This window comes from Streptomyces sp. NPDC024632, from assembly GCF_055559175.1.
This window is the reverse complement of the sequence record NZ_JBVHLD010000022.1, coordinates 134,569-160,179: the sequence shown is the minus strand read 5'-3', so window position 1 is coordinate 160,179 and position 25,611 is coordinate 134,569. Positions and strand designations below refer to the sequence as shown.

The window sequence follows — 25,611 nt, the reverse complement described above, 5'->3', positions numbered from 1 at the left end:
CCCCTGAACGCCCACCGGTCGGGCACCGTCATCGGCCTCAAGGCCGAAGTCGGCACCTCCGTCTCCTCCGGCGCCGTCATCTGCGAAATCAAGGAGTGAACGGGACCGCCCGACCCGCACCGGCTCAGAGCCAGCCGCGCCGCTTGAACAGGAAGTACAGGAAGGTCACCACCGACGCCATCAGGCCGAGCACCGCCGGATAGCCCCAGACCTGGCGCAGCTCCGGCATGTGGTCGAAGTTCATGCCGTAGATCCCGGCGATCATCGTCGGGGCCGCCGCCATGGCCGCCCACGCGGAGATCTTGCGCATGTCGTCGTTCTGCCGCACACCCACCTGCGTCAGATGCGCCGCCAGGATGTCGGACAGCAGCCGGTCGAGCCCTTCCTCCGCCTCGTTGACGCGCGCCAGGTGGTCGGCGACATCGCGGAAGAACGGCTTGGTGCGCGCGTCGACGAACGGCGCGTTGCCGCCGGCCAGCCGGGCCATCGGCTCCGAGAGCGGACTGATGGCCCGGCGGAATTCCAGCACCTGGCGCTTGAAGGAGTAGATGACGCCCGCCACCCGCGAGGAGTCGCCGCCGGTGGGGGAGAAGACCTGCTCCTCCAACTCCTCCAGATCCACTTGCAGCTCCGCGGCGATGTCCAGATAGTCGTCCACGACCGCGTCGCAGATCGCGTAGAGCACGGCCACCGGACCGTGCCGCAGCACCTCGGGGGACTTCTCCAAACGGGAACGGGCGTCGGCGGCCGTCTTCGCGTGCCCGTGCCGCACCGTCACGACGAAGGAGTCGCCGATGAAGATCATCAGCTCGTCGGCCGTGACGCGGCTCTTCTCGTCGTCGTAGCGCAACGGCCGCACGACCGTGAACAGTGCCCCGTCGTACGCTTCCATCTTCGGCCGCTGACGGGCCTTGAGCGCGTCCTCGACGGCCAGCGGATGCAGGTCGAACTCGGTGGCGACCCGGTCGAACTCGCTCGTCGTCGGCTCGTGCATGCCGATCCAGACGAAGCAGTTCCCCGACGCGCGGGCCTCGGCGAGCGCGTCGGACAGGTCGTCCGGCGTCTTCTCGCGACGACCGTCCCGGTAGATGGCGCAATCCACGATCACGCGGTGATCCCTTCGGTGAACGTCCGCGGCCGTACCACCCACGCCCGCGCGGCTCCCAGGGCCCGTCCGGCCCTGGCCCGCTCCTGCCCGGAACGCGCCGCTTCATGGCCGGATCGCGCCTCCGCCGCGCCACGCCACCGCGCGACCCGCCCGGTCGGCGCGGATCCCGGCGGCGCGGCTGACAGACTGGCCGCATGCAGGACACCTCCTTCTCGCTGACCCGTGTCCGGCTGCGGCAGTACCGCAGCATCCCGGAAGCCGACGTGGCGCTCGGCCCGCTCGTCTTCCTGATCGGGCCCAACGGCTCGGGGAAGAGCAACTTCCTCGACGCCCTGCGCCTGGTCTCCGAGGGACTGCGGACCTCCCTCGACGAAGCACTCGACCGGCGCGGCGGCGTCGCGCAGGTCCGCCGCAGGTCGGCGGGACACCCGACCCGCTTCAGCGTCGACCTCGACTTCCGCGGCCCGCACGGCGACGGCGGCTACGGAATCCAGGTCGCGGCCGAACGCGGCGGCGGCTTCCGTATCGTGCGCGAGCACTGCACCGTACGGGCCGCCGCCGCCCGCGACGGCGCGGGCACCGCACCGGCCGAGGCCGCCTACCGGGTGGACGACGGGGTGCTGACCTCCAGCACCGAGTCCGGTATGCCCGCGGCCGACCGTCACCGCCTGCTGCTCGCCGACCTCGCCACCCGCAAGCCCTTCAAGCACGTCCACGACGGCCTCGCCGACATCGGCGTGTTCACCCTCAACCCGGAGGCCATGCGCGAGCCGCGGACGCCCGGATCCGGTCAACTCCTCCAGCGCGACGGCTCCGACATCGCCGCGGTACTGCACCGGCTGGGCCGGAGCGCGCGCGGCCGGGAGGACAAGGCGCGGATCGAGAGCTATCTGCGGCAGATCGTGCCGGGCATCCACGGCGTGACCCGGCGCACGCGCGGGGGCCGCGAGATCCTGGAGTTCACTCAGGACGTGCCCGGCGCCAAGGCGCCCTGGCGGTTCGGCGCGCCCTCCGTCTCCGACGGCACCCTGCGCGCACTCGGCGTCCTCACCTCGCTGTTCACCCCCGCGGGCGGCGCCTACAGCACGGTGGCCGTCGAGGAGCCCGAGACCGCCCTGCACCCCACGGCGACCGGCGCGCTGCTGGCCGCGCTGCGGGACGCCAGCGACCGCCGCCAGGTCATCGCGACCAGCCACAGTCCCGACCTCCTCGACACCGACGAGATCGACCCGGCGGAGCTGCTCGCCGTCCGCGCGCCCGGCGGCCGTACCGTCATCGCCCCGCTCGACGCGCCCGCCACCTTCGCGCTCCGCGCCCAGCTCCACACCCCCGGCCAACTGCTGCGCGCCGACCAGCTCCTGCCGCACCCGTCCCCGCCCGCGGGGGAAGAGCGCGCGCGTGTGAGGTGAGACGGGCCGCCGTCCGCCCGCCCCGCGCGTCCACCGGTGAGCCGACGGCCGCCACGACGGAGTGAAGGACCGGTCGTGGCGCGCCGGGCGGCGCGGCGGCTGCCCTAGGGTGACGACGATGACTACCACGATCGTGTTCGACATCGGCGAGACCCTGATTTCCGACGCGCGGCACTGGGCGGGCTGGGCCGACTGGCTCGGCGTCCCGTCACACACCGTCTCGGCCCTGGTGGGAGCGGTCGTCGCCGAAGGGCGCGACGACGGCGACGCGCTACGGCTGATCACCCCCGGCCTCGACATCCCCGCCGCCTACGCCGCCAGGGAGGCGGCCGGGCGGGGCGAGCACCTGGACGAGACGGATCTGTACCCGGACGTCCGCCCCGCGCTGGCCCGGCTGCGGGAGGCCGGCATCAAGGTGCTCGCCGCCGGCAACCAGACCGCCCGGGTCGGGGAGCTGCTGCGCGGCCTCGACCTGCCGCTCGACCTGGTCGCCACCTCCGCGGAATGGGCCGTCGCCAAACCGAGCCCCGGCTTCTACGCGAAGGTCGTCGAGGTCGCGGGGGCCGAACCCGAAGAGATCCTCTACGTCGGCGACCACCCCGGCAACGACGTCTTCCCCGCGAAGCGCGCGGGACTGCGCGTCGCCCACCTGCGCCGCGGGCCCTGGGGCCACCTGTGGGCCGACGACCCCGACGTGGCCGCCGCCGCGGACTGGCGGATCAACTCCCTGACCGAACTCGTCGCCATCGCGTCCCGCTGACCGGCATGGGCACCGGCATCGGAACCGGCACCGGCATCGGAACCGGCACCGGCATGGGCACCGGCATCGGCATCGGAAGCCGTACCGCGCGCGGACCGCGACGGGATTGATCATCCGTTCCGTGGGGAGGCGGAGGAATGAGGAGAGAGGGCGGGGACATGAGCACGAGCTACCAGGACGGCTGGATCGAGTGCACACCTGACGCGCTCCGCATCCGCGGCTACTACTTCCCCTGGGGCACCAAGACGATTCCGTACGCGTCGATCCGCACGGTCACCCGCGTGAAGATGGGCGTGTTCAGCGGGCAGGGCCGCATCTGGGGCACCGCGAACCCCCGTTACTGGGCGAGCCTCGATCCGCGGCGGCTGTCCAAGACGGAAGGTCTCGTCCTGGACACCGGGAAATTCGTCCGGCCCTTCATCACCCCGGACGATCCGGCGGCCGTCGAGAGCATCCTGCGCGAGCGCTCCGGCGCCGGACCGGACGACCGGGATTCCTAGGGCCTGACCGATCCCGTACGCCTGTCCGCAGCGGGGCCGATCGTACGGAGGGCGTCAGCCGAGCGCACCCGCCACCGTCACGGCGGGCCCGGTCCGGCCGACGTCACCGGTCCCCGCCGCGATCAGCGCCGAGGCGGCGGCCCGGGCGGCGACGGCCGCCGAGGGGTCGCGGTCCATCCGGGCGGAGATCCCGGCGCCGTCGTAGAGCAGATGGAGCTGGCGGCCGAGCGACCGCGGGTCGGCGGCGCCCGCCTCACCGGCGAGGCGGGTGAACAACTCCCGCAGCCAGGCACGGTAGTTGTCCGCGGCCTCCTCCACGAGACTGCCGGGACCGGCCTCCGCGCCGGCCCGGACGAAGGCGCAGCCGTGGAAGTCCGGTTCCCCGAAGAGCGCGCCCTGCGCCTCGAAGACCGCCAGCAGCCGCTCGCGCGGAGTGTCGCGGCTGTCGACCGCGTCGGTGATCCGCTGGGTGATGCCCGCGTGGCGGCTGTCGAGGTAGGCCCGGATGAGCTGTTCCTTGCCGCCGAAGGTGTTGTACAGCGACGCCTTGGCCACGCCCGCGTGCTCGATGACCCGGTCGATGCCGACGCTCCGCACGCCCTCGGCGTAGAACAGCTCGTCCGCGGCGGCGAGCAGTCGCTCACGCGCCGACGGCTTCGTGGTGGTCCGGGAAGTCGCCATGGCCGTCACCTTTCGGACAGATCTGTCTGCATTATGCCCCGGCGGCGGGACAAGCCCGGGGGCGGCGAGCCGGGGCGGTCGGGGGGCGGTCGCGCCCGGCCCGTGGTCCGAGGTCACACGGCCGGCCGGGGGGACTGCTCGGAGGCGGCCCAGGTCAGTTGCTTGAGCTCCATCCGGGCGGCCGGAGCCGTTCCGGGCAGCGACGCCCAGTAGGGATGGGTGGAGATCCGGACGGAGAGCCTTTGCAGGCGGCGCCGGAGCACGGTGGTCTGCGTACCGGCGGGAGCGTCGGCGAGCAGGCGGTAGGTGATGTACCAGTCGCGCTGCGCCTCGATGAGATCAGCGGGGAAGTCGTGCTGCTTCATGGGGGCAATCCTGGCACGTGTTCGAATATTTGTGCGAGTCCATCTCGTCACGTTCGTACGACAGCCGCCCCTCCGCCGCCGGTGGCCGGGGACACGGCCGGGTGGAGAGGCGGTGGAGGGGCGGAGAATGGGGGAGAGGGGGACAATCGGGGTGTTCGCCCGCGTGTCGCGGCTCACGCGCCGCGGCTCGCCCCCGGTGGAGGAGGTCCGGACATGAACGAGGCAACGCGACGGCAGGGCGCGACCGTGTGGGACCCGGCGACGGACGGCGGCACCGCGGGCCATGGCATGGGGGACCGGCCCAAGGGGCCGCACAACATCCAGAACCACTCCGAGGAGTTCGACCAGTCGGTCCGGGACGCGGAGACCGAGGCCGCCACCGCCGATCGGGCCCGCTTCCACGGCGTGTCCGTCCGGCTGCTGGAGTCGGGCACGGCGGTGCACGACATGATCCAGGCGCTGTTCAACAGGGAGACGACCGCCCCGGCCGATCTGCGGCCGGTGGCCGACGCCTTCCGTCGGCACTGCGCCGCCAAGGACGCCACGGCGGGGCGCGCGCTGGAGTCACACCCGCCGGTCGCCGAGGCGGTCAGGCGCGACCGCGAGGAGGGCGCGTACCTCCTCGCCCTCCTCGACGGCTCCATCGCGTCGCCGGGTCCGGCCGGAACGCGTGCCCAGACCGTCAACGGTGTGCTGGCCGACATCGACCAGTTCCTCGGCCACGAACAGCGCGACTTCATCCCGCTGATCGAGCGCGAACTCCCGGTCTCGCAGAGCAACCGCCTGGCCGCCTCCTTCGACGGCTGACGGCTGACGGCTGACGGCTGGCTGCTGACGGCTGACGGCTGACTACTGACTACTGACGGCCGGAGGACGACGCGTACGCCTGACGCCTGCGACGCCTGCGCCCCACACCTGCGCGTACGCCCGAACCCCGCCCTCCGACCGGCGGCCCCGCTGCCGCCTCACTACCTGCCCATCAGCTCCCGCGCCGCCGACGCGACCGCGTCCGCCGTCAGCCCGAAGTGCTCGTAGAGTTCGGCGGCCGACGCCGACGCGCCGAACTCCTGGACGCCGATCGACCGGCCGTCGAGGCCGATCAGGTCGTACCAGCCCTGACCGACGCCCGCCTCCACCGCGATCCGGCGGCGTACGCCCGGCGGGATGACACTGTCGCGGTACGCCGCGTCCTGCGCGTCGAACCACTCACGGCACGGCATCGACACGACGCGCGCCCGTATCCCGTCCGCGGCCAGCGCCCGCGCCGCGGCGACGGCGAGCTGCACCTCGGACCCGGTGGCGATGACCACGACGTCCGGGTCGGCCGGACCGGCCGACGGGTCCGCGACGGGCGCCTCGTACCGTACGTAACCGCCCCTGACCGCCTCGGCGGCCGAGCCGAACCCGTCCGTGCCGTCGGGGAAGACCGGCAGGTCCTGACGGCTGAGGCTGAAACCGGTCGGCCCGGCGGACCCGGCCGCGCCGAGCACCTTCCACAGGGCGACGGCCGTCTCGTTGGCGTCACCGGGCCGCACGATGTCCAGGCCCGGAATCGCGCGCAGGGACGCCAGGTGCTCGACCGGCTGGTGGGTCGGGCCGTCCTCGCCGAGGCCGATGGAGTCGTGCGTCCACACGTAGAGCGTCGGCAGCTTCATCAGCGCGGCGAGCCGTACCGCCGGGCGCATGTAGTCGCTGAAGACGAGGAAGGTGCCGCCGTAGGGACGGCTGAGGCCCGACAGCGCGATGCCGTTCATCGCGGCGGCCATGAAGTGCTCGCGGATTCCCCAGTGGACGGTGCGTCCCGCCGGGTCGGCGCCGGGCTGCGCGCTCGACGCCGGAAGGAAGGACGAACTGCCCTCCACCGTCGTGTTGTTGGAGTCGCCGAGGTCGGACGAGCCGCCCCACAGCTCGGGCAGTTCCGCCGCCGCCGCGTTCAACGCCCGCCCGAACGCCTTCCGCGTGGCCACCTGGGTGTCCGCCGCGAAGACCGGACGCGCGTCCTCGAAGGCGGCGGGGAGCCCCTTGGCCGTCAGCCTGTCGAGCAGCGCCCGCCCGTCCGGATTCCCGCGCGCCCACGCGTCGAACGCCGCGTCCCACTCCCGGTGGGCCGCCGATCCCGCCGCGCGCGCCGCCGACGTCAGCCGCTCGTGGAGATCGGCCGATACGTCGAAGGCGGTGTCCGGGTTCACGCCGAGGACGGACTTCGCCGCGCGGACCGCGTCGGCCCCGAGAGCGGAGCCGTGCGACTTCGCGGTGTTCTGCGCGCCGGGCACCGGCCAGGAGATGATGCTGCGCATCAAGACGATCGACGGCCGCGTCGTCTCGGCGGCGGCTTCCTCCAGCGCCCGCGACAGTGCGGACACGTCGATGTCGCCGTCGGCCGCGAGGCCGACCCGCTGCACGTGCCATCCGTACGCCTCGTAGCGGGCGCCGACGTCCTCGCTCGTGGCCAGGTCCGTGCTGCCCTCGATGGAGATCCGGTTGTCGTCGTAGACGACGACGAGGTTGCCCAGGCGCTGGTGACCCGCGAAGGAACCGGCCTCGGCGCTGATGCCCTCCTGGATGTCGCCGTCGGAGCACAGGACGAACACCCGGTGGTCGAAGGGGCTTGTCCCCTCGGGCGCGTCGGGGTCGAGCAGGCCGCGCTCGCGGCGGGCGCCCATCGCCATGCCGACCGCGGTGGCGATGCCCTGGCCGAGCGGCCCGGTCGTGGTCTCCGCACCCGGCGTGTGCCCCCACTCGGGGTGCGCAGGGGTGAGGCTGCCGCGCTTCCGGTAGGCGCGCAGGTCGTCCAGCGTGAGCGGATATCCGGCGAGGTAGAGCTGGATGTACAGCGTGAGGCTGGAGTGACCGCAGGACAGAACGAACCGGTCCCGCCCGCGCCACCGGGGGTCGGCGGGGTCGTGGCGCAGGAAGCGCCGGAATATCAGATGGGCGGCGGGCGCCAGGCTGACGGCGGTGCCGGGGTGACCGTGGCCCGCCTCCTGCACGGCGTCCATGGCCAGGACGCGGGCGGTGGTCACGGCCCCCTGGTCGTCCTCGGTCCAGGGTATGTGGGCATGCTGAACGTACGTGCTCGTCACGAGCGCTCCTTCGACACGAAAAGAGGGTGCGGGCGGGGCGGGGCCCGCCGGCTCACCAGAGGGTGTAGCCGCCGTCGATGACGAGGATCTCGCCGGTGATGAAGGACGAGGCGGGGCTGGCCAGGTAGAGCGCGGCCGGGGCGATCTCCGACGCCTGCGCGTACCGCTGCATGGGCACTTCGTCGATCCAGTAGTGCTTGTACTCGGGCAGGTCGATGTCCGAGATCTCGGTCTTCGTGTAACCGGGCGCGATCGCGTTGACCCGTACCGACCTCGGCGCCCACTCGGCGGCCAGGGACTTGGTCAGGTGGTGGACCCCGGCCTTGGACACGGCGTAAGGGGCGTGCCACTGCGGGCGGTTGATGATCATGCCGGACATGGAGCCGACGTTGACGATCGATCCGGTGCCGCGCTCGACCATCGACTCGCCGACGACCTGGCTGACCTTCCAGACCGCGTCGAGGTTGGTGGCCATCACACGGTCCCAACTGTCGTCGTCGATGGTCAGGGACTCGCCGTGGATGCCGATGCCCGCGTTGTTGATCAGGACGTCGACCGGGCCGAGCTCCGCGGTGACCCGCTCGTTCATGGCCACGATGTCCGCGCGGCTGGTGACGTCGGTCCTCGTCGAGATCGCGGTGGCGCCCAGCGCGGTGAGTTCGGCGACGGCCTCGGCGTTGCGCGCCTCGTCCCGGCCCGCGATGGCGACGGACGCGCCCGCTTCCGCCAGCGCGGTGGCGATGGCCTTGCCGATGCCGCGGTTTCCGCCGGTGACGACGGCGACCTTGCCGTTCAGCCGGAACTGGTCCAGGACACTCATGCCGATTGCTCCTCGGTTGACGTCGGCGCTGACTGCGCGTCGGGCACCCGGACGATCCGGTCCGCGCGGGTGCGGGTTGCGTGAATGAGTTCTGCGTTGCGCTGGTCGGAGCCGTGCGACCGCTCGTACGCCTCCGCCGCCGACCGGCCGTACCGCATGTGCCGGGCGATCAGCCGTTCCATGCGCACGTCCTCGTCGGGGTCGACGTACCAGCACGCGTCGAGCAGCGGCTGTACGGCTCCCCACCGGGGCCCGTCGACCAGCAGGTAGTTGCCCTCGGTGACGACCAGCGGGACGTCACGGGGGACGGGCACCGCGCAGGCTATGGACTCCTCGATGGCGCGGTCGAAGAACGAGGCGTAGACGACCTCTTCGTCGCGGGCGCGCAGCCGGCGCAGGAGGTTGATGTAACCGGCCGCGTCGAAGGTGTCGGCGGCCCCCTTGGAGGCGTGGCGGCCGAGCCGGTGCAGTTCGGCGTTGGCCAGGTGGAAGCCGTCGAGGCTGACGAGCACCGCCTGGTCACCGAGTGCGTTCACCAGGGCTTCGGCGAGAGTGGACTTCCCGGAGCCGGGCGCGCCCGTGATTCCGAGGATCCGGCGCTGCCCGGAAGTGATCAGCGCCTGGGCCGAGTCGATGAGGGCGTCGTAGTCCGCGCCGTCGGCCCCGGGATTGTGCTGGGGGTCGGCGGCCGGTCCTGGGGGGTTCAATTTTCGCCTTTCGAGAGATCCGTCGGTGCCGCGTGCGCGCCCTGCGGGGCGGAGTCCCCGGCGGGTGCTTCCACGCCCACGAGGGTGTCCGGCGCCTTGGCGCCGGTCATGACGGCGACGGCTTCTTCCATGCTGGTGTCGTTCTTGTCGACCAGGGCGATACGCCGCCCCAGCCGGTGGATGTGGATCCGGTCCGCGACCTCGAAGACGTTCGGCATGTTGTGGCTGATGAGCACCACCGGCAGGCCGTTGTCGCGGACGCGCAGGATCAGGTCGAGGACCTGGTTCGTCTCGCGCACGCCGAGCGCGGCGGTCGGTTCGTCCATCACCACGACGCGGGTCGCCCACGCGGCGACGCGCGCCACCGCGACGGCCTGCCGCTGCCCGCCGGACAGCGTCTCGACCTTCTGCCGGATGGACTGGACGCGGATGCCCAGGTCGGCCATCTGCTGGGCCGAGCCGCGGCGCATGGCGCCCTTGTCCAACTGCCGGAAGACTGTGCCGAGTACGCCGCGACGGCGCTGCTCCCGGCCGAGGTAGAGATTCTGCGAGATGTCCAGGGCCGGGGCCACGCCCAGCTCCTGGTACACCGTCTCGATGCCCGCCCTGCGCGCGTCGAGCGGGCTGCGGAACTGCACTTCCTCGCCGTTCAGACGCAGGGTGCCGGAGCCGGGGACGACCGCGCCGGTCAGCGATTTGATCAGCGTCGACTTGCCCGCGCCGTTGTCCCCGATGACGGCCAGGATCTCGCCGGGCCGCAGGTCGAAGTCGGTGTTGTCCATGGCCACGACGTGGCCGTAGTGCTTGGTGAGGCCGCGGCCCTCCAGCACCTTCGGCTGGGACCCGGACTCGGCGGGCTGGGACCCGGTGGGGGTGTACCTGCCGGGAGCGGACCCGTCGGGCAGGGATGCGGAGTGCGTCATCGCGACTGCCTCCTTCGTACGAGTTGGTCGACGCCGACCGCGACGACCACCAGGACGCCGGTGGCGACCTGCTGGTAGAGCGAGTCGATACCGGCCTGGGTGAGGCCGTTCTGCAGCACGGTCACGATCAGCGCGCCGATGAACGTTCCGATGACGCCGCCGCGACCGCCGAACAGGCTGGTGCCGCCGATGACGACCGCGGTGATGCTGTCGAGGTTGGCGGTCGAGTAACCGCTCGGGTCGGCGGTCGGGGTACGGCCGAGCGCCTGCCAGGCGGCGAAGACGTAGACGACCGCGGCGACCATGTACACCCCGAGGAGCAGGCGCTTGACCTTGATCCCGGCGAGTTCGGCGGCCTTGTGGTTGTCACCGAGGGCGTAGACCCGCGTGCCCCAGGAGGTCTGTCCGAGGGCGTAGGCCAGGACGGCGGTGAGGCCGATCCAGAGCATCACGCCGTAGGTGATCGTCACCCCGCCGACCGTCACACCGTTGTTGAGGCAGGTCAGCAGGCTGGAGTTGATCGGGTACGTCTGCGACGAGGTGTAGAGCCTGGCCGCCGCGGCCACCACGGACATCACGCCGAGGGTGACGATGAACGGTGGCAGTCTCAGCAGCGAGACCAGCGCGCCGTTGACCGAGCCGACCGCCACGCACACCACCAGGCCGACCAGCAGCGCCAGGGCCGGGTTGTTGTGGACGGCGATCTTGCCGATCACGACAGAACCGAGCACCATGATCGCGCCGTTGGCCAGGTCGATCCCCGACGTCAGGATGATCAGGGTCTGTCCGAGGGCGAGGGTGCCGACCACGACGGACTGCTGGGCGATCAGCGACAGATTCTCCGAGTTGAAGAACGTGCTGGTCGACAGCGTGAAGACGATCACCGCGACGATCAGGGCGGCGAGCGGTCCGGCGATCTGGTTGCCGGCGAAGGCGCGGAGCAGGCTGCCGCGCGAGATCCCCGTCTCCAGCGCCTCCGCGTCCGCGTCATGCGTCGTCGTTCCTGTCACTTCGGACCCCAGCAGTGGTCGAGGCCCCAGGCGGAGGTCTCGGAGGCGATGCCCTTGACCGGCTTGTCGGTGATCAGGACGGTGCCCGAGTCGGTGACGCCGGCCTTCGGCTTGGTGCCGTCCTTGATGTAGGCGGCGGCGGCCTCGACGGCCATCTCACCCATCTTGCTGGGGAACTGCATGGCGGTGGCGCCGATGACGCCGTTCTTCACGTCCTGGACGCCGGAGCACGCGCCGTCGACCGAGACCAGCGTGGTCTTGCCCGCGAGGCCCTTGTTCTTGATCGCGGTGTAAGCGCCGTGCGCGGTCGGCTCGTTGATCGTGTAGACGACGTTGATGTCCGGGTGGGCCGACAGCAGGTTCTCCATCGCGGACTGCCCGGTGTCGATCGTGCCCTGGGTGAGCGCGGTGCCCGCCACCTGCGGCGACTTGGCGGTGATGCCGTAGCCCTCGAGGAAGCCGTCGTGGCGTCCCTTGGCCGGACCGTCGGACAGGTCGAAGTCGAGCATCGCGATGTGCGGGTCCTGCGGCGAGGACGCCTTGGCCCACTGGCCGATGAGCTTTCCCGCGGCGACGTTGTCGGTCGCGTAGGTGGCGTCCGCGGCGCTCTCCGGCGACAGCGGCGAGTTGACGGTCATCACGAGGATGCCCTTGTCCCTCGCCTGCTTCACCACGCCGTTGAGCGCGGTCGCGTTGGCCGGGGTGAGCACGATGGCCTTGACCTTGTTGGCGATCATGTTCTCGATGGCGGTCACCTGGGTGGCGGAGTCACCGGGCACCTTGGCCTCGGCCTTCATGACCTTCCAGCCCTTGGCCTTGGCGGCGGCCTCGGTCGCCTTCTCCAGGGTGCCGAAGAACGGGTTGCTCAGGTTCAGCTCGACGATGCCGATCGTGACCGCTCCGCCGGAACTGCCGGTGGTGCTGCCGCTGCTCGAACTGCACCCCGCGACGGCGAGGGCACAGGTTCCGGCCAGGGCCATGACTCCGAGCTGTGCCGGTCTGCTGGCCCATCGGGTGATCTTCATGGGGTTCCTCCTGGATGCGGGGCCGTTAACTCGGCCAGTCGGCAGAGCACGGGGCGATGACAGAGATATTTCGCAATGTTTCACTGGCTGTCAAGCAGAAATATTTATCTTTTGTCTTTCCACCGACAAAAGAACGTGCTTCACTAAGCTCTGGCCGACGTCCGAGACCGGGAGTGAGATGACTGCGACGACCAGTACGACGACAGGCGGCCCGTCACCGTGGCGGGCCGACGAGGGGCCTGGAAGAATCCTGGAACTCATCACCACGGGCCAGGCCCGCACGCGGTCCGCCCTCACCCAGGTCACGGGCCTGTCCCGGTCCACGGTCGGCCAGCGGCTCGACGCGCTGTTCGCCGCCGACCTGATCCGCGAGGGCGCGGAGAACGTGCCCTCGCGCGGCCGGCCGTCCAAGACGCTCCAGCTCAACCACGCGGCGATGCTGATGATCGGCGTGGACATCGGCGAGGAGCGGACCCGTATCGCGGTCACCGACCTCAACACCAACATCCTGGTCGACCGGGTCGAACGACTCGCCCTCGGCGAGGGCCCCGACGTCCTGCTCGACAAGATCACCGAGACCGTGCGCGACATGATCGTCCAGGCCGGACTGGGCGACATACCGGTGGCGGGCATCGGCCTCGGCCTGCCCGCGCCCGTGGACTACGACGCGGGCAAGGTGCTCGGCTGGTCGATCATGTCCGGCTGGGACGGCTACGACATCCGCGGCCACCTGCGCAGGACCTGGCAGGTCCCGATCCTGATCGACAACGACGTCAATCTGCTCACCCTTGCCGAACACCGGCGGTTCTGGCGCGACGAGCCGCACCTGCTCTACATCAAGGCCGGTACGGGGGTCGGCAGCGGCATGGTGATCGGCGGCCAGATCAACCGCGGCGCCCAGGGCGCGGCGGGCGACATCGGCCACGCGCACATCGGCGGCTTCGGCGACCCCCAGTGCCGCTGCGGGAACCTCGGCTGCCTGGAAGCCCTGATCGGCGGCTGGGCCCTCGCCCGTGACCTGCGCAGCCGCCAGCACAGCGACAGCCACGACGCGCGCTATGTCGTCACCCAGGTCAAGCGCGGCGACACCGAGGCCGTCGCCAGCCTGCGGGCCGCGGGCCGCGTCCTCGGCGAGATGGTCGCCTACGCCACCAGCCTGCTCAACCCCGACGTCATCGTCCTCGGCGGCATGCTCGGCACCACCGGCGACCACCTGCTGGCAGGCGTGCGCGAGGTGATCTACCAGCGCTCACTCCCGCTGGCCACCCGGCAGTTGCGCATCGTGCCCACCCGCTACAAGTCCCGCGCCGGGATCGCGGGCGCGGGCTATCTCGTCCGCGACCACGTCCTGAATCCCGCGACCCTGGACATCACCCTGGCCGCCGGAGGCTCCCCGATCGCGGTGACGTGACCTCCGGCCCCCGCGGCTACGTGGTCGCCAGCAGCGTGGCGACCAGGCCGCGCGCCCATGCGCTGGAAGCGGGGCGGGCGCTGAAGATCGCGCGGTAGTACAGCGGGCCGAGCAGCGTGTCGACCGCGCGCTCCAAGGACGGGACCTTGCCGCCGCGCGCCTGCTCGCGCTCGATGATCGCGCGGAGCTGGTCGTGCCGGTCGGCCGTGCACGCGCAGCCGCCCTCCGGGCCCGAGCCGATCGTCGCGCGCATCAGGGCCAGCACGTCGGGGTCGGCGAGGTCGGTGGCGACGTCGCCCATCCACCGCTCCAGGTCACCGGCCAGCGAGCCGGAGTCGGGTACGACGATGTCGCCGCTGAACCTGCTGGTCGCGACGTCGGCCAGGAGCTGCGCCACCGAACCCCAGCGCCGGTAGACGGTGGTGGGGTGCACCCCGGCGCGCGCGGCGACGGCGGGAATGGTGAGCGCGTCGCCCGGTTCCGTGGCGAGCGATTCCTCGACGGCTCGGTGCACTGCGGCCCGTACGCGTGCGGAACGGCCACCGGGACGGGTCTGGACTGCTTCGGTCATGCGGAAATTATCGCACCAATCGCTGCGTTAGCATGAACGTCGCTAACGCAACGATCACTGCAATCGGAGAGTCGTATGACCGGCGCGCTGACGCCCCAAGAGAAGAGCCCCGCGTCCCCGGGTGTCACGTCCCGGGGCGCCGAGCCCGTGGCGATACCGGGCGCGGGGAACGGCTCCCGGCGGCGCGGCCTGAGCCGTCCCGTCGCCTTCGCCGCCATCGCCGCGATCTTCATCCTGTTCATGGCGGCGTCGAGCGCGCCGTCCCCGCTCTACGTCGTCTACCAGCACGAATGGAACTTCTCCGCGTCCATGCTGACCACCGTCTTCGCGGTGTACGTCGTCGGCATGATCGGCGCGCTGCTGGTGCTCGGGGCGCTGTCGGACCACATCGGCCGCCGCCCCGTCCTCGTCTCGGCCATCGCGCTCGAAGCCGTCGCGATGCTGCTGTTCATCGTCGCGGGAGACGTCTCCGTGCTGCTGGTGGCCCGCTTCGTCCAGGGCATCGCCACCGGCGCGGCCATGACGACACTCGGCGCGACCCTGGTCGACCTCAACCCGCCGCACGCACCGCACCGCGCCGGAGTCATCAGCGGCGCCGCCCCCACCTTCGGCCTCGGAGTGGGCGCGCTCGGCTGCGGCTTCCTCGTGCAGTACGGCCCGCACCCGACCCGCCTGGTCTACGTACTCCTGCTCGCCGGTCTGGTGCTCGCGGGCCTGCTCGTCTCCCTGCTGCCCGAGACCTCGCAGCGGCGGCCCGGCGCGGCGCGCTCGCTGCAACCGCGCCTCGGCGTCGCCCCCCGGCTCCGCGCCGACCTCGTCGGACTCGTGCCGATCCTCGTCGCGAGCTGGGCGCTGGGCGGTCTGTACCTCGCGCTCGGCCCCTCGGTCGCGGTGGGACTGTTCGGCCTGTCCAGCCACGTCATCGGCGGACTCGTCGTCACCCTGCTGTGCGGACCGGCCTCGGTCACCGCCTTCGCCCTGCGCGGCTGGCCCACCGAACGCACCCTCGCGCTCGGCGCCGCCCTGCTGGTCACCGGCACCGCCGTCGGCCTGGCCGGAGTGCAGGCCGAGTCGGTCACCACGGCCGCCCTCGGCACCGCCGTCGCCGGTGTCGGCTTCGGCGCCGCCGGTCTGGCCAGCTTCGGCACCCTCGCCCGGATCGCCGAACCGGCCGAGCGCGGCGAACTCTTCGCCGTCGCCTTCGTGATCTCCTACCTCGCGTTCAGCATCCCCGCCGTGGTCGCCGGATTCGCCACCACCGACGTCGGCCTCCACCGCACCGCCGTCGTCTACAGCGCGGCCGTCATCGTCTTCGGCGCCCTCGCCCTGATCGCCCAACGCGTCCGTATCAGCCGCACGGCGGCGAACGCGTAGCACCGACGCGCGGCGCCCACCCGCAGCACCCGCGGTCCTCGGCCCCACGGCCGAGGGCCGCCGGGCGTCAGCGGGTGAGCAGCGCGGCGACCGCCCGGGCGGTGGGGAGGGACTCGCCGTGGGTGAAGACCGCGTTGACCGCCTCGGGCAGGACGTCCTCGGTGCCCGGCCAGCCGAGGCACACGACGACAGCGCCGGGGGAGAGGGCCAACTGCCGTGCGAGCGCCGCGTCCTGGGCGGGATCGCTGCCGGGCGTGCCGACCAGGACCACATCGGCCGGGATACCGGGGGAGGCCGTACCGTCCTGCGCCTCGCCCGGTGTCAGGTCCCCCTGCTCGGCCCGGCCCTCGACGGTGGCCGTCCGCGCGAAGACCGCCTCGACGGTCGAGCCGGGCAGCCGGTCGAGCAGGGCGTCCGCGACCAGGTCGGAGAGCCGCCCGGTCGCCACATTGCGCCGCCTGCGCACGTCCACGACGCGCACCGCCCCGCTCAGCGAGCCGGCGACCTGTCCGCGTACGCGCAGCGCCCGCCGCGCCGCGGCGGCGTTGGCGTCGGTCACGTCCGACGTCACCGAAGCTTCCGAGACGTCGCCGCCTCGGGCCCCTCGGGCCCGTTGGGTCCAGTCCGCGAGGGCGTGGACGCGGGCCGCCGCCTCTTCGAGCCGGGCCACCGGCAGGCGGCCCTCGGCGACCGCCCGCGTCACCGCGTCCAGCACCGCGCGGAATTCCTCCTCGTCGGTGGGCGTGTCACCGGTCAGCGGCAGGCCCGGATTGCCCAGGCACACCAGATCGACGCCCGCGGCCAGCGCCCGCACCGCGCTCTCGGCGAAGCCGATGGTCTCGGCGACCGCCAGCATGCTGATCGCGTCGGAGACGATCACGCCGTCGAAGCCCAGACCGTCGCGGAGCAGGGCGACGACGGCGGGACTGACCGTCGCCATCGCGCTGTCCAGCGCGGGGAAGACGATGTGCGAGGTCATCACGCAGCGCACCCCGGCCTCCACCGCGCCCGCGAACGGCACGAGGTCCCGGCTCCGCAGCGTCTCCAGATCGACCCCCACGACCGGCAGGCCCACGTGCGAGTCGACCTTCGTGTCGCCGTGGCCGGGGAAGTGCTTGGCGCAGGCCGCGACCCCCTCGGCCTGCATCGCGGTCACGAACGCGGCCGTGTGCGTGCCGACCAGATCGGGGTCCGCGCCGAAGGAGCGCACCCCGATCACCGGGTTGGCGGGGTCGGAGTTGACGTCCGCCACCGGCGCGAGCGCCAGGTCGATGCCCGCCGCCCGTACGTCACGGGCGATCCCGCGCGCGACCGCCGCGGTCAGCGCGAGGTCGTCGGCGCGGCCGAGCACCGCCGCGCCGACGTGCGGAGAGCCGCCGCGCACATGCAGCCGGGTGACACCGCCGCCCTCCTCGTCCATCGCGATGACCGCCCGCCCGGCCGCGTGGATCCGCTTTGACAGCGCCGCGGTCTGCTCGGGCGACTCCAGATTGTGCCCGAAGTAGCAGACGGAGCCCAGGCCGTCGCGCAGGGCGTCGAGCAGCCACGGCGGCGCCGACGTACCGGTGAAGCCCGGCATGAGGACGGCGTGGACCAGCCGCCGGGTCCGCTCGTCCACGGCGGGCGCCGTGCTCGTGGTGCTCCCGGAGGCCCCGGTGTTCACAGATGACATGGAGTCCTCACTTCACGGCGCCGGCCACCAGGCCCATGGTCAGCCGTCGTTGGGCCAGCACGAAGACGATCACGACCGGAATCGTCACCAGCGTGGAGGCCGCCATCAGGCCGCCCCAGTCGTTGGTGTTCTGGCCGAGGAACTCCGCGAGGCCGACGCCGACGGTCATCCTGTTCTGGTCGGACAGGAAGGTCAGCGCGAAGGTGAACTCCTCCCAGGCCAGGACGAAGGAGAACGCGCTGGTGGCGATGAGTCCCGGCACGACCAGCGGCAGCAGGATCGAGCGGAACATCCGCCACCAGGAGCAGCCGTCCAGGTAGGCGGCCTCCTCCAACTCGACCGGCACCGCGGCCACGAAGCCCCGCAGATTCCAGATCGCGAACGGCAGCGCGAAGGCCGTGTAGACAACCGCCAGGCCCAGCAGCGAGTTGAGCATCCGCAAGTCCTTCATCTGAAGGAACAGCGGGATGACCAGCGCCTCGGCGGGCAGCATCTGCACCACGAGGATCAGCACCAGCACGGTGGTGCGCAGCCGGAACCGGAAGCGCGCCATGGCGACCGCGCCGAGCAGCGCGAGCACACCCGAGGCGACCACCACGATCACGGTGACGATCGCCGAGTTGACCATGTAGCGGCCGAAGCCGCCCGAGGCCCCCGAGGACATCACCTTCGAGAAATGCCCCATCGTGAAGTGCGTGGGGAACAGGCTGTCCGTGCCCGAACTCGCCCGCCCGTTCAGGGCCGTGGAGAGCATGAAGTACACCGGGAACAGCGTGAACAGCAGGACCAGCGCCGTGGCCGCGAACTTGCCGGTCCTGACCCAGTTGGAGGATCTGGCAGTCATCGGATCTCATCCTCTTTGAACAGCACCCGCAGGTACACCGCGGTGATCGCCAGCAGTACGACGGTGAGCAGGACGGCGATGGCCGCGCCCAGCCCGTACTGGTTCTGGTTGATCGCCTTCATGTAGGACCACACACCGAGGTTGAGCACGTCCGGGTTGGAGCCCGCGCCGCCCGGCATCAGGTAGATCTGGGTGAAGACCTTGAAGTCCCAGATCGTCGAGAGCACGGTGACCACGGCGAACACCGGCCGCATCACCGGCACCGTGACGTGCCAGAACCGCTGCCAGGCGCTCGCGCCGTCCAGCCGGGCCGCCTCGTGCAGTTCCTGCGGCACCGTGGTCAGCCCGGCGAAGACGGTGATGGCGACGAACGGGTAGCTGTGGTGGATCACGTTCAGCTCGGCGATCGAGTAGAACGACAACCGGTCGGTGAACCAGTTGTACCCGTCGGGACCGAGCAGCCCGACACTCTGGAAGACCCGCCGGGCCAGGCCCGAGTCCGGATCGAAGATCCACACCCAGACATAGGTGCCGGTGACCGCGGGCAGCGCCCACGCGATGAGCGCGGAGGCGATGACGGCGGCCCGCGACTTGGGACCCAGGGTCTGGAGCAGCAGCGCCACCAGCGTCCCGAAGACGATGGTGCCCGCGACGGCGACCAGCGCGAAGAGCACGGTGTTCGGCAGCACGGTGTGCCACAGATACGAGCCCGCCAGCGCCTCGCGGTAGTTGTCCACACCGATGTACGTCGGGTGGCCGGAGATGATCTCCTTCAGGCCGTAGCGCTGGAACGACAGATAGGTGACGCGCACGATCGGGTAGAGCAGCAGCGCCGCGATCACGGCCAGCGGCGCGGCGAGCAGCAGCCACGGCCGCAGCCGGGCCACGAGCGGCGGCGTGCGCCGGACCGGACGGCGCGCGTCCTCCGCGAGTGCGGGGACGGTGCGCACGCCGTCGGTCACGGTGACGTCCTCCACGTCAGCTCCCCTGGAGCGTCTTGGTGATGGAGTCAGAGGCTGTCGTGGTGGCCTTCTGCACCGAGGTGCCGGTAAGGATCGACTGGAGCATCTGCGTCACGGTCTGGTCGCCCTCGACGGCGCCCCACTGCGGCGCGCTCGGCACGTTCTTGCCCGCTTCGAGCATCGTCTTGGCGAACGGCGCCACCAGCGGGTCGGGGCTGTTGGCGTACTGCTTGAGCTGCGTGGTGGTGCTGGGGAAGTAACCCGCCTGGTCCGCCCACTGCTTGCTCAGGCCGCCGGTGGTCATCATCTTGATGAACTTCCAGGCCAGATCGGGGTTCTTGCTGGTCTTGAGGACCGCGAGGTTGGAGCCGCCGAGGAACGCGGGCGCGATGCCGCCGTCCTTGCCCGGGATCGGGAAGGCGCCGATCTTGTCCTTGAGGGTGGGGTCGGTGGCGACCGCGGTCTTCGGGGTCCAGTTGCCCTGGATCACCATGGCGGCCTTGCCCTTGACGAAGGAGTCGAGCAGGTCGGTCTCCTTCCAGGTCGAGGCGCCGACGCTGGAGGAGTCGTCCTTGAGCGCGAGGTTGGTGTAGAACTCCAGGCCCGCCCGGGCCTGCGGCGAGTCGAGGGTGCCGGTCCACTTGCCGCCGCTGTCCTTGGCGAAGTCACCGCCCGCACCCCAGATGAAGGGCGCCGAGGCGTACGAGCTGGCGCCGGCGATCGGCATGGGCATCATGTCGGGCTTCTTCTGCTTGAGCGTCTTCACGGTCTGCTCGAGCTCGGCCCAGGTGGCCGGGGTCTTCAGGCCCAGTTCGGTGAAGACGTCCTTGCGGTAGACGATCGCCCGCACACCGGCGTACCAGCCGACGCCGTACTGCTTGCCGTCGTAGGTCGCGGAGTCCTTCAGAGCGGGGATCAGGTCCTTGGAGATGCCGGCGGAGTCGATCTGCTGGGTGAGGTCGGTGAGCCCGCCCGCGGCGGCGAACTCCGGGGTCCAGGTGGTGCCGATCTCCGAGACGTCGGGACCGCCGCCGCCCGCGAAGGCGCGGACCAGCTTGTCGTGGGCGTCGGCCCACTGCACTTCCTGGATCTTCAAGGTGGCGCCGGTCTCGGCGGCGAACTCCTTCTTCGCCGCGGCGTAGAAGGCCGTCGCGTCCGGGTTGGTGCCCTTCATGACCCACCAGGTCAGCGACTTGCCGTCGGCGGAGGAGGGGGAAGAGGAGGACGAGCCGTCGTTCCCGCACGCGGTGAGCAGGAAGACGGCCGCGGTGAGCCCGGCAATGCCTGCCTTGCACATAGATCTCATCGAGCTGTGTCTCCTTCGCGGTGCGGTGCCAGAGGTGTCGGACGGGGACCCCGGCGGCGCCGTCCCCCGTACGCGCAGCCCCGCCCGCCGGGCGTACGGCATGGCCGGACGGTCCGGCTGCGGACCGCCCTTGGGCTGCGGTGATTCGGCAAGTATGGAGATGACGGCCTGACGCGTCAATAACTACCGCGAGCGGCGGTCATAGTGTTCGTTTTTAACATCATCTCCGGGCTACGCTGTCGCTGACGTCATCTGGAGGAAGCCATGGCCAAGCGCGCACTGTTGCCCGTGCCCACCGCGCAGGACGCGTCCGCCGCGGTCCCTCCGACCGCGGCGGCCCCTCCCGTCTCCGGCGTCACGGCGCACCGGGCGCCCGACGACGCGCTCGCCGGTGACGTACTGGTCAGGATCCGCGGCGCCGTCCCCTCCCTCCAGCCCGCGGAGAAGCGGGTCGCGGCGGCGATCCTGAGCGATCCGGCCGGGGCGGCGCGGCTGTCCAGCACGGCGCTGGCCGGGCAGGCGGAGACCTCGGTGACGACGGTGATGCGCTTTTGCCGGACGATCGGGCTGCGCAATTACCCGCACCTGCGCGTGGCGCTGGCCGGAGCGGCGGCGCGCGAGGACGCGCAGAGCGCGGACCGGCTACGGGCCAGCGGCGACATCAGCGAGGCGGACACCCTCGCCCAGGTCGTGGACAAAATCGTGTACAACGAGGCGCGGGCGCTGGAGGAGACCGGCGCCAACCTCGACCTCGACACCCTGGAACTGGCCGTACGGGCGATATCCCAGGCCCGCAGGATCGACATCTTCGGCATCGGGGCGAGCGGCTTCGTCGGCCAGGACCTGCACCAGAAACTGCACCGCATCGGCCTCATGGCGTTCATCTGGACGGACGCGCACGCGGCCCTGACCGCCGCCGCCCTGCTCGGCAAGAACGACGTGGCGGTCGGCATCTCCCACTCCGGCGCCACCGTGGACACCGTCGACCCCCTGGAGGCCGCCGCCGAGCGCGGGGCGACCACCATCGCCCTCACCAACTTCGCGGGCTCGCTGCTCACCCGGTCCGCCGACCTGGTGCTCACCACCGCGGTCCGCGAGATGCCCCTGCGGTCCGGCTCCACCGCCAGCCGGATCGCCCAACTGGCCGTGGTCGACTGCCTGTTCGTCGGCATCGCCCAGCGCTCGTACGACCGCGCGACCGCCGCGCTCGCGCAGACCTACGGCGTGGTGCACCAGCGCCGCCCCCACCCCCACCCCGGCCGACGCGCGTCAGCCGAGGACCACTGACCCCGCCACACCGCTCGACTCGCCCGCCGCCACCGCCCTGCCGCCTTCTGCACCGACGCCCTCCGTGCGCGGTACTGCCCTCAGCCCAGCGCTCCGGTGCCGGCTCCGCGGCCATTCGCGTCGCCTTCGAAGCACCTGACGAGGCCATGGCGGCCGGGCAGGACGTGAACTGACGGTGACGCCCGGTCAGTCCGGCTGCTTCTCGATGTGGTCCAGGATTCTCTTGGAGATCAGAGCGAGCGTGCTGAGCTGACTCGGGGTCAGGGCGTCGACGAACAGGCGCCGTACGCGCTCCACGTGCATCGGCGCGGCGTCTTCGATCGCCTTGTAGCCGGCGGGAGTCGCGACGACGAATGCTCCACGGCCGTCGTCGGGGCATTCCTCCCTGACGGTGAGCCCGCGTTTCGTCATCCGCGAGACCTGGTGGGACATCCGGCTCTTCTCCCACTCCACGGATTTGGCCAGATCCAGGAACCGCATGCGCCCCCCGCCCCTTTCGGTGAGGCTGGAGAGCACGATGTAGTCGGACGCGGACATTCCGGAGTCGGTCTGGACGTGGCGGGACAGCCGTCCGATGAGGGTCTCCTGCATGCGGATGAAGCTGTCCCAGGCGGCCTTCTCTTCCGGCTCGAGCCAGCGTGGCGTCACGTCCATACGCACAGTCTATCGATGTTGTTGACATCTCACCTGATCCCGTGGCAAGCAGGACGCGACCCGATGTCCCCACGTCAGGCCCGCGGATCCGCCGTATGAGTCGCGAGCGCGGGCGGGGTCGGCTGAGCGTGGGACGGCTCCTTCAGTTTCCGTTCGCGACCGAGCGTGATGACTGCCGTTCCTGGTTCCGGAACTGTGCGGGCGATGAGCCGACGACGCGGCGGAACGCGGTGCTGAACGCGCTCTCGGACCGGTAACCCGTGGCGCGCGCCAGCTCGGAGATCGACAGAGTGTCGCGGGTGAGGGCGTCGCGGGCGAGGCTGATGCGCCATTGGATCAGGTACTCCAGCGGCGGGACACCGACGTGGCTCTTGAAGGCATGGGCGAACGCGGAACGTGACATGTGGCTGATCTCGGCGAGCTCCTTGAGGGTCCAGGAGTGGGCCACGTCCGCGTGCACGGCGCGCAGGGCGGCACCGATGCCGTCCTCGTTCAGGGCGCCCAGCCAGCCGGTGGGCCGGTCGGTCTGACCGGCGTGGGCGCGGAGCATGTGGACGAGCAGGATCTGCGCGAGGTGGTTCTGCACCAGCGGGCCACCGGCGGCGGTGATCCCGACCTCGGTGGCGAGGAGATCGATCAGCTGGGCGAGCCGCCCGCCATGAGGATCGCCGGCGCGGATGATCACGAGCGGCGGCAGAAGATCGGTCAGGAGTGCCGCGTTCCTGTCGTCGAACGCGATGTGCCCGACGCAGAGGTAGAGGTCCTCCTCGGACTCCGGGCCGATCCGCACGAATCCGTCGTCGGCGCCCGCCCACACCGGCTCCGCGGGGCGCGGGCTTGCGTCGAGCGTGCTGGCCAGCACGTAAGGCGGCGGGTTGCCCAGCATGAAGGTGTCACCCTCCCGCAGGAGCACCGGCTCGTGCCCTTCGAGGATCAACCAGCACGTGCCGCGTACGAGGCCCCCGACCCGCACGTGAGGAAACGTGTCGAAGCGCAGAGCCCACTTTCCCGAGGCCCGGAGATTGGGCCCGATCACCGTGCGGGGCCGGAGCAGGCTGATCGCGTCGGCCACCGGATCCCCGAACCCGAGCATCGACGACATCTCCTGGACGATACGTAAACAATGGAAGACCATCCGTCATTGATCGTACTCCACTGCTCCCGCAGTATCGATGTCGTACAGATGGGCACCGGGCCAGTGAGGGAGACATCCACATGGGACAGCTGGAAGGCAAGACGGCGGTGGTCACCGGGGGCAGCACGGGTATCGGTCTGGCCACCGCGGTCCGGCTGGCGGACGAGGGCGCGTACGTCTTCGTCACCGGCCGCCGCGCGTCCGAGCTGGAGGCCGCCGTCAAGACCATCGGAGCGGACCGGGCCACCGCGGTCGTCGGCGACATCGCGAAGCCGGAGGACCTGGACCGGCTCTACGCCGCCGTCCGGGGGCGAGGCAACGGTCTGGACGTGCTCGTGGCGAACGCGGCGATCGGCGCGTTCGTGACACTGGAACAGACCACCGAGGAGCACTTCGACCAGACCTTCGGGGTCAATGTCCGAGGCACCCTGTTCACCGTGCAGAAGGCGTTGCCGCTGCTCAACGACGGAGCCTCGGTCGTCCTGGTCGGCTCGACGGCCGGCGACCGCGGCGTGGAAGCGTTCGGCGCCTACGCGGCGTCGAAGGCGGCCGTCCGGTCCTTCGCGCGGACGTGGTCCAACGAGCTCAAGACCCGCGGCATCCGGGTCAACGTGGTCTCGCCGGCATGGATCGAGACGCCCGGGGGCACCGCCGCCTTCGGCGACGAGGAGACCGCCCGGGCCGTCAAGGAGAACGTCGCCGCGACCGTGGCCAAGGGCCGCATGGGCCAGCCCGAGGAAGCCGCCGCGGTCGTGGCCTTCCTGGCCTCGGAGCAGAGCAGCTACGTCGTCGGCGCGAACATCTACGTCGACGGCGGCGCCAACCAGATCTGACGTGGACGGGACGACCCCGAGGTCGCCTTCGGCGACGCAGCCGACGAACCCGTACGGAAGCGCCACCGGGCGTGCGATGTCGGCCCCCAAGGCCGAAGCGGCCGAGACGTGCGGCGGATCGACAGCGCGGCGGGGTCGGTCACCAGGTCGACCGGGAACGGTCCGTCGTGCGAGAGCGCCCGCCTCCGCAGTACCCCGGCATCTGCTCGGAGGTGCTGATCATCTCGCGGTATTCGCCGCACTCGACGAACAGCCGTTCCGGGTGCGTCTCCTGGAAGAAACCGGCGTCGATCTGACGGGGCGGGATATGTGAGGCGAGTGCCAGCACGGGCGCGCCGGAGTGGTGCGCGTTCCTGGCGCGAGCCGAGCCACGGGCCGGGCGGTGGGAAGGGTCGGCGTGGACGCGTGAGCGATCAGTCTTGAGGCGCCTTGAGTTCGAGACTCGCCGGGAGCGCGGCGACGGTGCGGTTGAGGAGAAGGACGAGACTTTCCGCGCTGTCGCCGTCTTCCGGGCGCCGCATCCAGACTCGTTGGGCGTCACGCGAGGCGACGAGGAAGAGGTCGAGCAGGAGCCTGGGCCTGGGATCGTCCGCATCCGAGATGCCCAGGACCGGTGCCAGGGTGCTCAGCGCAGCCTGAACGGCCTCGTCGCAGAACCGGAGATTGTGCGCGGTGAACGACGGGTGGACGGCGTCGAGCCCGAGCGCAAGGAGCGTGAGCCGGGTCCAGTTCGCGTCCCGAGCCGCACATTCGCGGATGGAGGCGACCAGGGTGTCGCGCAGGACGGAGAGGACTGTCGCGTCGGCGTCGCGGGACTGCGGCTCCGAATCCAGCCGCCGCAGGAACTCGCGCCACAGATCCTGCAACGGCGTCATCGCCGCGTCTTCCTTGCTGGTGAAGTACCGGAAGAACGTGCGCTTCGAGACGCCCACCTGAAGGCACAAGTCGTCGAGGGTGACAGCATCCGCGCCGTGAAGGGTGAAGGACTCCAGCGCATGGACCACCAGATCCCGGCGGGTCTGCGCCTTCTTGCGCTCCCTGAGTGTCTCCGGCCGGGCTCCGCCCTGCCCTCCGACCGGTCTGGCGCCATCCACGCGTGCAGCCTACCGTGAAACCTCGATCTGCCACTTGGTAGCATGTGCCTCTCAGTGGCACATTGAGGAGGGCTTCC

General features: G+C 71.1%; 25 protein-coding genes. 8 read left to right on the top strand and 17 right to left on the bottom strand.

Going from position 1 to position 25,611, the window contains the following annotated elements:
* Nucleotides 1-124: 124 nt before the first annotated feature.
* Nucleotides 125-1,108 (bottom strand): magnesium/cobalt transporter CorA, encoded by a 984-nt coding sequence (gene corA / locus ACZ37P_RS34250; RefSeq protein WP_355347640.1) that lies wholly within the window; start codon nucleotides 1,106-1,108, stop codon nucleotides 125-127.
* Between the two features lie 194 nt (nucleotides 1,109-1,302).
* On the opposite strand from corA, the gene ACZ37P_RS34245 reads away from it, so the two are divergent.
* From ACZ37P_RS34245 to ACZ37P_RS34235, 3 genes are all read left to right on the top strand, one after another.
* Nucleotides 1,303-2,517 carry an AAA family ATPase gene (locus ACZ37P_RS34245; protein ID WP_467350291.1) on the top strand — a complete coding sequence of 405 codons (1,215 nt, stop codon included), beginning with the start codon at nucleotides 1,303-1,305 and terminating at the stop codon, nucleotides 2,515-2,517.
* Nucleotides 2,518-2,635: 118 nt separating this feature from the next.
* Nucleotides 2,636-3,277, top strand: coding sequence for an HAD family hydrolase (locus ACZ37P_RS34240; RefSeq protein WP_355347634.1), 642 nt, complete (start codon nucleotides 2,636-2,638; stop codon nucleotides 3,275-3,277).
* A gap of 158 nt (nucleotides 3,278-3,435) precedes the next feature.
* The gene (locus ACZ37P_RS34235; RefSeq protein ID WP_355347631.1) at nucleotides 3,436-3,777 is read left to right on the top strand and encodes a PH domain-containing protein; all 342 of its coding nucleotides are present in this window, start codon (nucleotides 3,436-3,438) and stop codon (nucleotides 3,775-3,777) included.
* A gap of 54 nt (nucleotides 3,778-3,831) precedes the next feature.
* Here the strand turns inward: ACZ37P_RS34235 and ACZ37P_RS34230 are convergent, their stop codons facing one another.
* Both ACZ37P_RS34230 and ACZ37P_RS34225 read right to left on the bottom strand, forming a co-directional pair.
* Entirely contained in the window at nucleotides 3,832-4,458 is a 627-nt protein-coding gene (locus ACZ37P_RS34230; RefSeq protein WP_401314529.1) for a TetR/AcrR family transcriptional regulator, read from the bottom strand.
* Nucleotides 4,459-4,571: 113 nt separating this feature from the next.
* A complete protein-coding gene (locus ACZ37P_RS34225; RefSeq protein ID WP_355347625.1) occupies nucleotides 4,572-4,823 on the bottom strand; it encodes a hypothetical protein in 252 nt (83 codons plus the stop codon).
* A 213-nt stretch (nucleotides 4,824-5,036) separates the two neighbouring features.
* Here ACZ37P_RS34225 and ACZ37P_RS34220 point away from each other — a divergent pair, with 213 nt between their 5' ends.
* Complete coding sequence (locus tag ACZ37P_RS34220) at nucleotides 5,037-5,630, top strand: hypothetical protein (protein ID WP_391052503.1); 594 nt, start codon at nucleotides 5,037-5,039, stop codon at nucleotides 5,628-5,630.
* A 161-nt stretch (nucleotides 5,631-5,791) separates the two neighbouring features.
* Here the strand turns inward: ACZ37P_RS34220 and tkt are convergent, their stop codons facing one another.
* The 6 genes from tkt to ACZ37P_RS34190 all read right to left on the bottom strand — a co-directional run bounded on the left by tkt (nucleotide 5,792) and on the right by ACZ37P_RS34190 (nucleotide 12,391).
* Entirely contained in the window at nucleotides 5,792-7,906 is a 2,115-nt protein-coding gene (tkt, locus tag ACZ37P_RS34215; RefSeq protein WP_467350290.1) for a transketolase, read from the bottom strand.
* Nucleotides 7,907-7,958: 52 nt separating this feature from the next.
* Nucleotides 7,959-8,726 (bottom strand): SDR family NAD(P)-dependent oxidoreductase, encoded by a 768-nt coding sequence (locus tag ACZ37P_RS34210; protein ID WP_467350288.1) that lies wholly within the window; start codon nucleotides 8,724-8,726, stop codon nucleotides 7,959-7,961.
* Nucleotides 8,723-9,433, bottom strand: a complete 711-nt coding sequence (locus ACZ37P_RS34205; protein ID WP_467350286.1) for a nucleoside/nucleotide kinase family protein — start codon at nucleotides 9,431-9,433, stop codon at nucleotides 8,723-8,725. Before ACZ37P_RS34205 ends, ACZ37P_RS34210 begins: the two co-directional genes overlap by 4 nt.
* Entirely contained in the window at nucleotides 9,430-10,215 is a 786-nt protein-coding gene (locus ACZ37P_RS34200) for an ATP-binding cassette domain-containing protein (protein WP_391128062.1), read from the bottom strand. Before ACZ37P_RS34200 ends, ACZ37P_RS34205 begins: the two co-directional genes overlap by 4 nt.
* Before the next feature lie 137 nt (nucleotides 10,216-10,352).
* Complete coding sequence (locus ACZ37P_RS34195) at nucleotides 10,353-11,366, bottom strand: ABC transporter permease (protein ID WP_355347608.1); 1,014 nt, start codon at nucleotides 11,364-11,366, stop codon at nucleotides 10,353-10,355.
* Nucleotides 11,363-12,391, bottom strand: coding sequence for a substrate-binding domain-containing protein (locus ACZ37P_RS34190; RefSeq protein ID WP_355347605.1), 1,029 nt, complete (start codon nucleotides 12,389-12,391; stop codon nucleotides 11,363-11,365). Before ACZ37P_RS34190 ends, ACZ37P_RS34195 begins: the two co-directional genes overlap by 4 nt.
* Before the next feature lie 178 nt (nucleotides 12,392-12,569).
* On the opposite strand from ACZ37P_RS34190, the gene ACZ37P_RS34185 reads away from it, so the two are divergent.
* Entirely contained in the window at nucleotides 12,570-13,802 is a 1,233-nt protein-coding gene (locus ACZ37P_RS34185) for an ROK family transcriptional regulator (RefSeq protein ID WP_355347602.1), read from the top strand.
* 16 nt (nucleotides 13,803-13,818) lie between these two features.
* Here ACZ37P_RS34185 and ACZ37P_RS34180 read toward each other — a convergent pair whose 3' ends face one another.
* Nucleotides 13,819-14,373 (bottom strand): TetR/AcrR family transcriptional regulator, encoded by a 555-nt coding sequence (locus ACZ37P_RS34180; RefSeq protein WP_355347598.1) that lies wholly within the window; start codon nucleotides 14,371-14,373, stop codon nucleotides 13,819-13,821.
* A gap of 75 nt (nucleotides 14,374-14,448) precedes the next feature.
* Here ACZ37P_RS34180 and ACZ37P_RS34175 point away from each other — a divergent pair, with 75 nt between their 5' ends.
* Nucleotides 14,449-15,747, top strand: coding sequence for an MFS transporter (locus tag ACZ37P_RS34175; RefSeq protein WP_401314537.1), 1,299 nt, complete (start codon nucleotides 14,449-14,451; stop codon nucleotides 15,745-15,747).
* Nucleotides 15,748-15,814: 67 nt separating this feature from the next.
* On the opposite strand, the gene ACZ37P_RS34170 is transcribed toward ACZ37P_RS34175, so the two are convergent.
* The 4 genes from ACZ37P_RS34170 to ACZ37P_RS34155 are packed head-to-tail and all read right to left on the bottom strand — an operon-like array spanning nucleotide 15,815 to nucleotide 20,531.
* The gene (locus ACZ37P_RS34170; RefSeq protein ID WP_467350284.1) at nucleotides 15,815-17,419 is read right to left on the bottom strand and encodes a glycoside hydrolase family 3 protein; all 1,605 of its coding nucleotides are present in this window, start codon (nucleotides 17,417-17,419) and stop codon (nucleotides 15,815-15,817) included.
* Between the two features lie 7 nt (nucleotides 17,420-17,426).
* A complete protein-coding gene (locus ACZ37P_RS34165; protein ID WP_355347589.1) occupies nucleotides 17,427-18,263 on the bottom strand; it encodes a carbohydrate ABC transporter permease in 837 nt (278 codons plus the stop codon).
* Nucleotides 18,260-19,240, bottom strand: a complete 981-nt coding sequence (locus tag ACZ37P_RS34160) for a carbohydrate ABC transporter permease (protein ID WP_391127999.1) — start codon at nucleotides 19,238-19,240, stop codon at nucleotides 18,260-18,262. The genes ACZ37P_RS34165 and ACZ37P_RS34160 overlap by 4 nt, the downstream gene beginning before the upstream one ends.
* 1 nt (nucleotide 19,241) lies before the next feature.
* Entirely contained in the window at nucleotides 19,242-20,531 is a 1,290-nt protein-coding gene (locus tag ACZ37P_RS34155; protein ID WP_355347582.1) for a sugar ABC transporter substrate-binding protein, read from the bottom strand.
* 264 nt (nucleotides 20,532-20,795) lie between these two features.
* On the opposite strand from ACZ37P_RS34155, the gene ACZ37P_RS34150 reads away from it, so the two are divergent.
* Nucleotides 20,796-21,818, top strand: coding sequence for a MurR/RpiR family transcriptional regulator (locus tag ACZ37P_RS34150; RefSeq protein WP_355347579.1), 1,023 nt, complete (start codon nucleotides 20,796-20,798; stop codon nucleotides 21,816-21,818).
* A gap of 186 nt (nucleotides 21,819-22,004) precedes the next feature.
* Here the strand turns inward: ACZ37P_RS34150 and ACZ37P_RS34145 are convergent, their stop codons facing one another.
* The gene (locus ACZ37P_RS34145) at nucleotides 22,005-22,472 is read right to left on the bottom strand and encodes a MarR family winged helix-turn-helix transcriptional regulator (RefSeq protein ID WP_391052476.1); all 468 of its coding nucleotides are present in this window, start codon (nucleotides 22,470-22,472) and stop codon (nucleotides 22,005-22,007) included.
* Between the two features lie 142 nt (nucleotides 22,473-22,614).
* Nucleotides 22,615-23,574, bottom strand: a complete 960-nt coding sequence (locus ACZ37P_RS34140) for an AraC family transcriptional regulator (protein WP_467350279.1) — start codon at nucleotides 23,572-23,574, stop codon at nucleotides 22,615-22,617.
* Between the two features lie 113 nt (nucleotides 23,575-23,687).
* On the opposite strand from ACZ37P_RS34140, the gene ACZ37P_RS34135 reads away from it, so the two are divergent.
* Nucleotides 23,688-24,440, top strand: coding sequence for an SDR family NAD(P)-dependent oxidoreductase (locus ACZ37P_RS34135; protein WP_467350277.1), 753 nt, complete (start codon nucleotides 23,688-23,690; stop codon nucleotides 24,438-24,440).
* Nucleotides 24,441-24,853: 413 nt separating this feature from the next.
* Here the strand turns inward: ACZ37P_RS34135 and ACZ37P_RS34130 are convergent, their stop codons facing one another.
* Complete coding sequence (locus tag ACZ37P_RS34130; protein ID WP_391164274.1) at nucleotides 24,854-25,534, bottom strand: TetR/AcrR family transcriptional regulator; 681 nt, start codon at nucleotides 25,532-25,534, stop codon at nucleotides 24,854-24,856.
* Between the last annotated feature and the right edge of the window lie 77 nt (nucleotides 25,535-25,611).

Coding starts and splice junctions, on each gene's coding strand:
- ACZ37P_RS34135 (WP_467350277.1), top strand. CDS start 23,688: ATGGGACAGCTGGAAGGCAAGACGGCGGTGGTCACCGGGGGCAGCACG.
- ACZ37P_RS34230 (WP_401314529.1), bottom strand. CDS start 4,458: ATGGCGACTTCCCGGACCACCACGAAGCCGTCGGCGCGTGAGCGACTG.
- ACZ37P_RS34220 (WP_391052503.1), top strand. CDS start 5,037: ATGAACGAGGCAACGCGACGGCAGGGCGCGACCGTGTGGGACCCGGCG.
- ACZ37P_RS34155 (WP_355347582.1), bottom strand. CDS start 20,531: ATGAGATCTATGTGCAAGGCAGGCATTGCCGGGCTCACCGCGGCCGTC.
- ACZ37P_RS34190 (WP_355347605.1), bottom strand. CDS start 12,391: ATGAAGATCACCCGATGGGCCAGCAGACCGGCACAGCTCGGAGTCATG.
- ACZ37P_RS34140 (WP_467350279.1), bottom strand. CDS start 23,574: ATGTCGTCGATGCTCGGGTTCGGGGATCCGGTGGCCGACGCGATCAGC.
- ACZ37P_RS34245 (WP_467350291.1), top strand. CDS start 1,303: ATGCAGGACACCTCCTTCTCGCTGACCCGTGTCCGGCTGCGGCAGTAC.
- ACZ37P_RS34200 (WP_391128062.1), bottom strand. CDS start 10,215: ATGGACAACACCGACTTCGACCTGCGGCCCGGCGAGATCCTGGCCGTC.
- ACZ37P_RS34175 (WP_401314537.1), top strand. CDS start 14,449: ATGACCGGCGCGCTGACGCCCCAAGAGAAGAGCCCCGCGTCCCCGGGT.
- ACZ37P_RS34170 (WP_467350284.1), bottom strand. CDS start 17,419: ATGTCATCTGTGAACACCGGGGCCTCCGGGAGCACCACGAGCACGGCG.
- ACZ37P_RS34210 (WP_467350288.1), bottom strand. CDS start 8,726: ATGAGTGTCCTGGACCAGTTCCGGCTGAACGGCAAGGTCGCCGTCGTC.
- ACZ37P_RS34165 (WP_355347589.1), bottom strand. CDS start 18,263: ATGACTGCCAGATCCTCCAACTGGGTCAGGACCGGCAAGTTCGCGGCC.
- ACZ37P_RS34150 (WP_355347579.1), top strand. CDS start 20,796: ATGGCCAAGCGCGCACTGTTGCCCGTGCCCACCGCGCAGGACGCGTCC.
- ACZ37P_RS34235 (WP_355347631.1), top strand. CDS start 3,436: ATGAGCACGAGCTACCAGGACGGCTGGATCGAGTGCACACCTGACGCG.
- ACZ37P_RS34185 (WP_355347602.1), top strand. CDS start 12,570: ATGACTGCGACGACCAGTACGACGACAGGCGGCCCGTCACCGTGGCGG.
- ACZ37P_RS34240 (WP_355347634.1), top strand. CDS start 2,636: ATGACTACCACGATCGTGTTCGACATCGGCGAGACCCTGATTTCCGAC.
- ACZ37P_RS34225 (WP_355347625.1), bottom strand. CDS start 4,823: ATGAAGCAGCACGACTTCCCCGCTGATCTCATCGAGGCGCAGCGCGAC.
- ACZ37P_RS34145 (WP_391052476.1), bottom strand. CDS start 22,472: ATGGACGTGACGCCACGCTGGCTCGAGCCGGAAGAGAAGGCCGCCTGG.
- ACZ37P_RS34180 (WP_355347598.1), bottom strand. CDS start 14,373: ATGACCGAAGCAGTCCAGACCCGTCCCGGTGGCCGTTCCGCACGCGTA.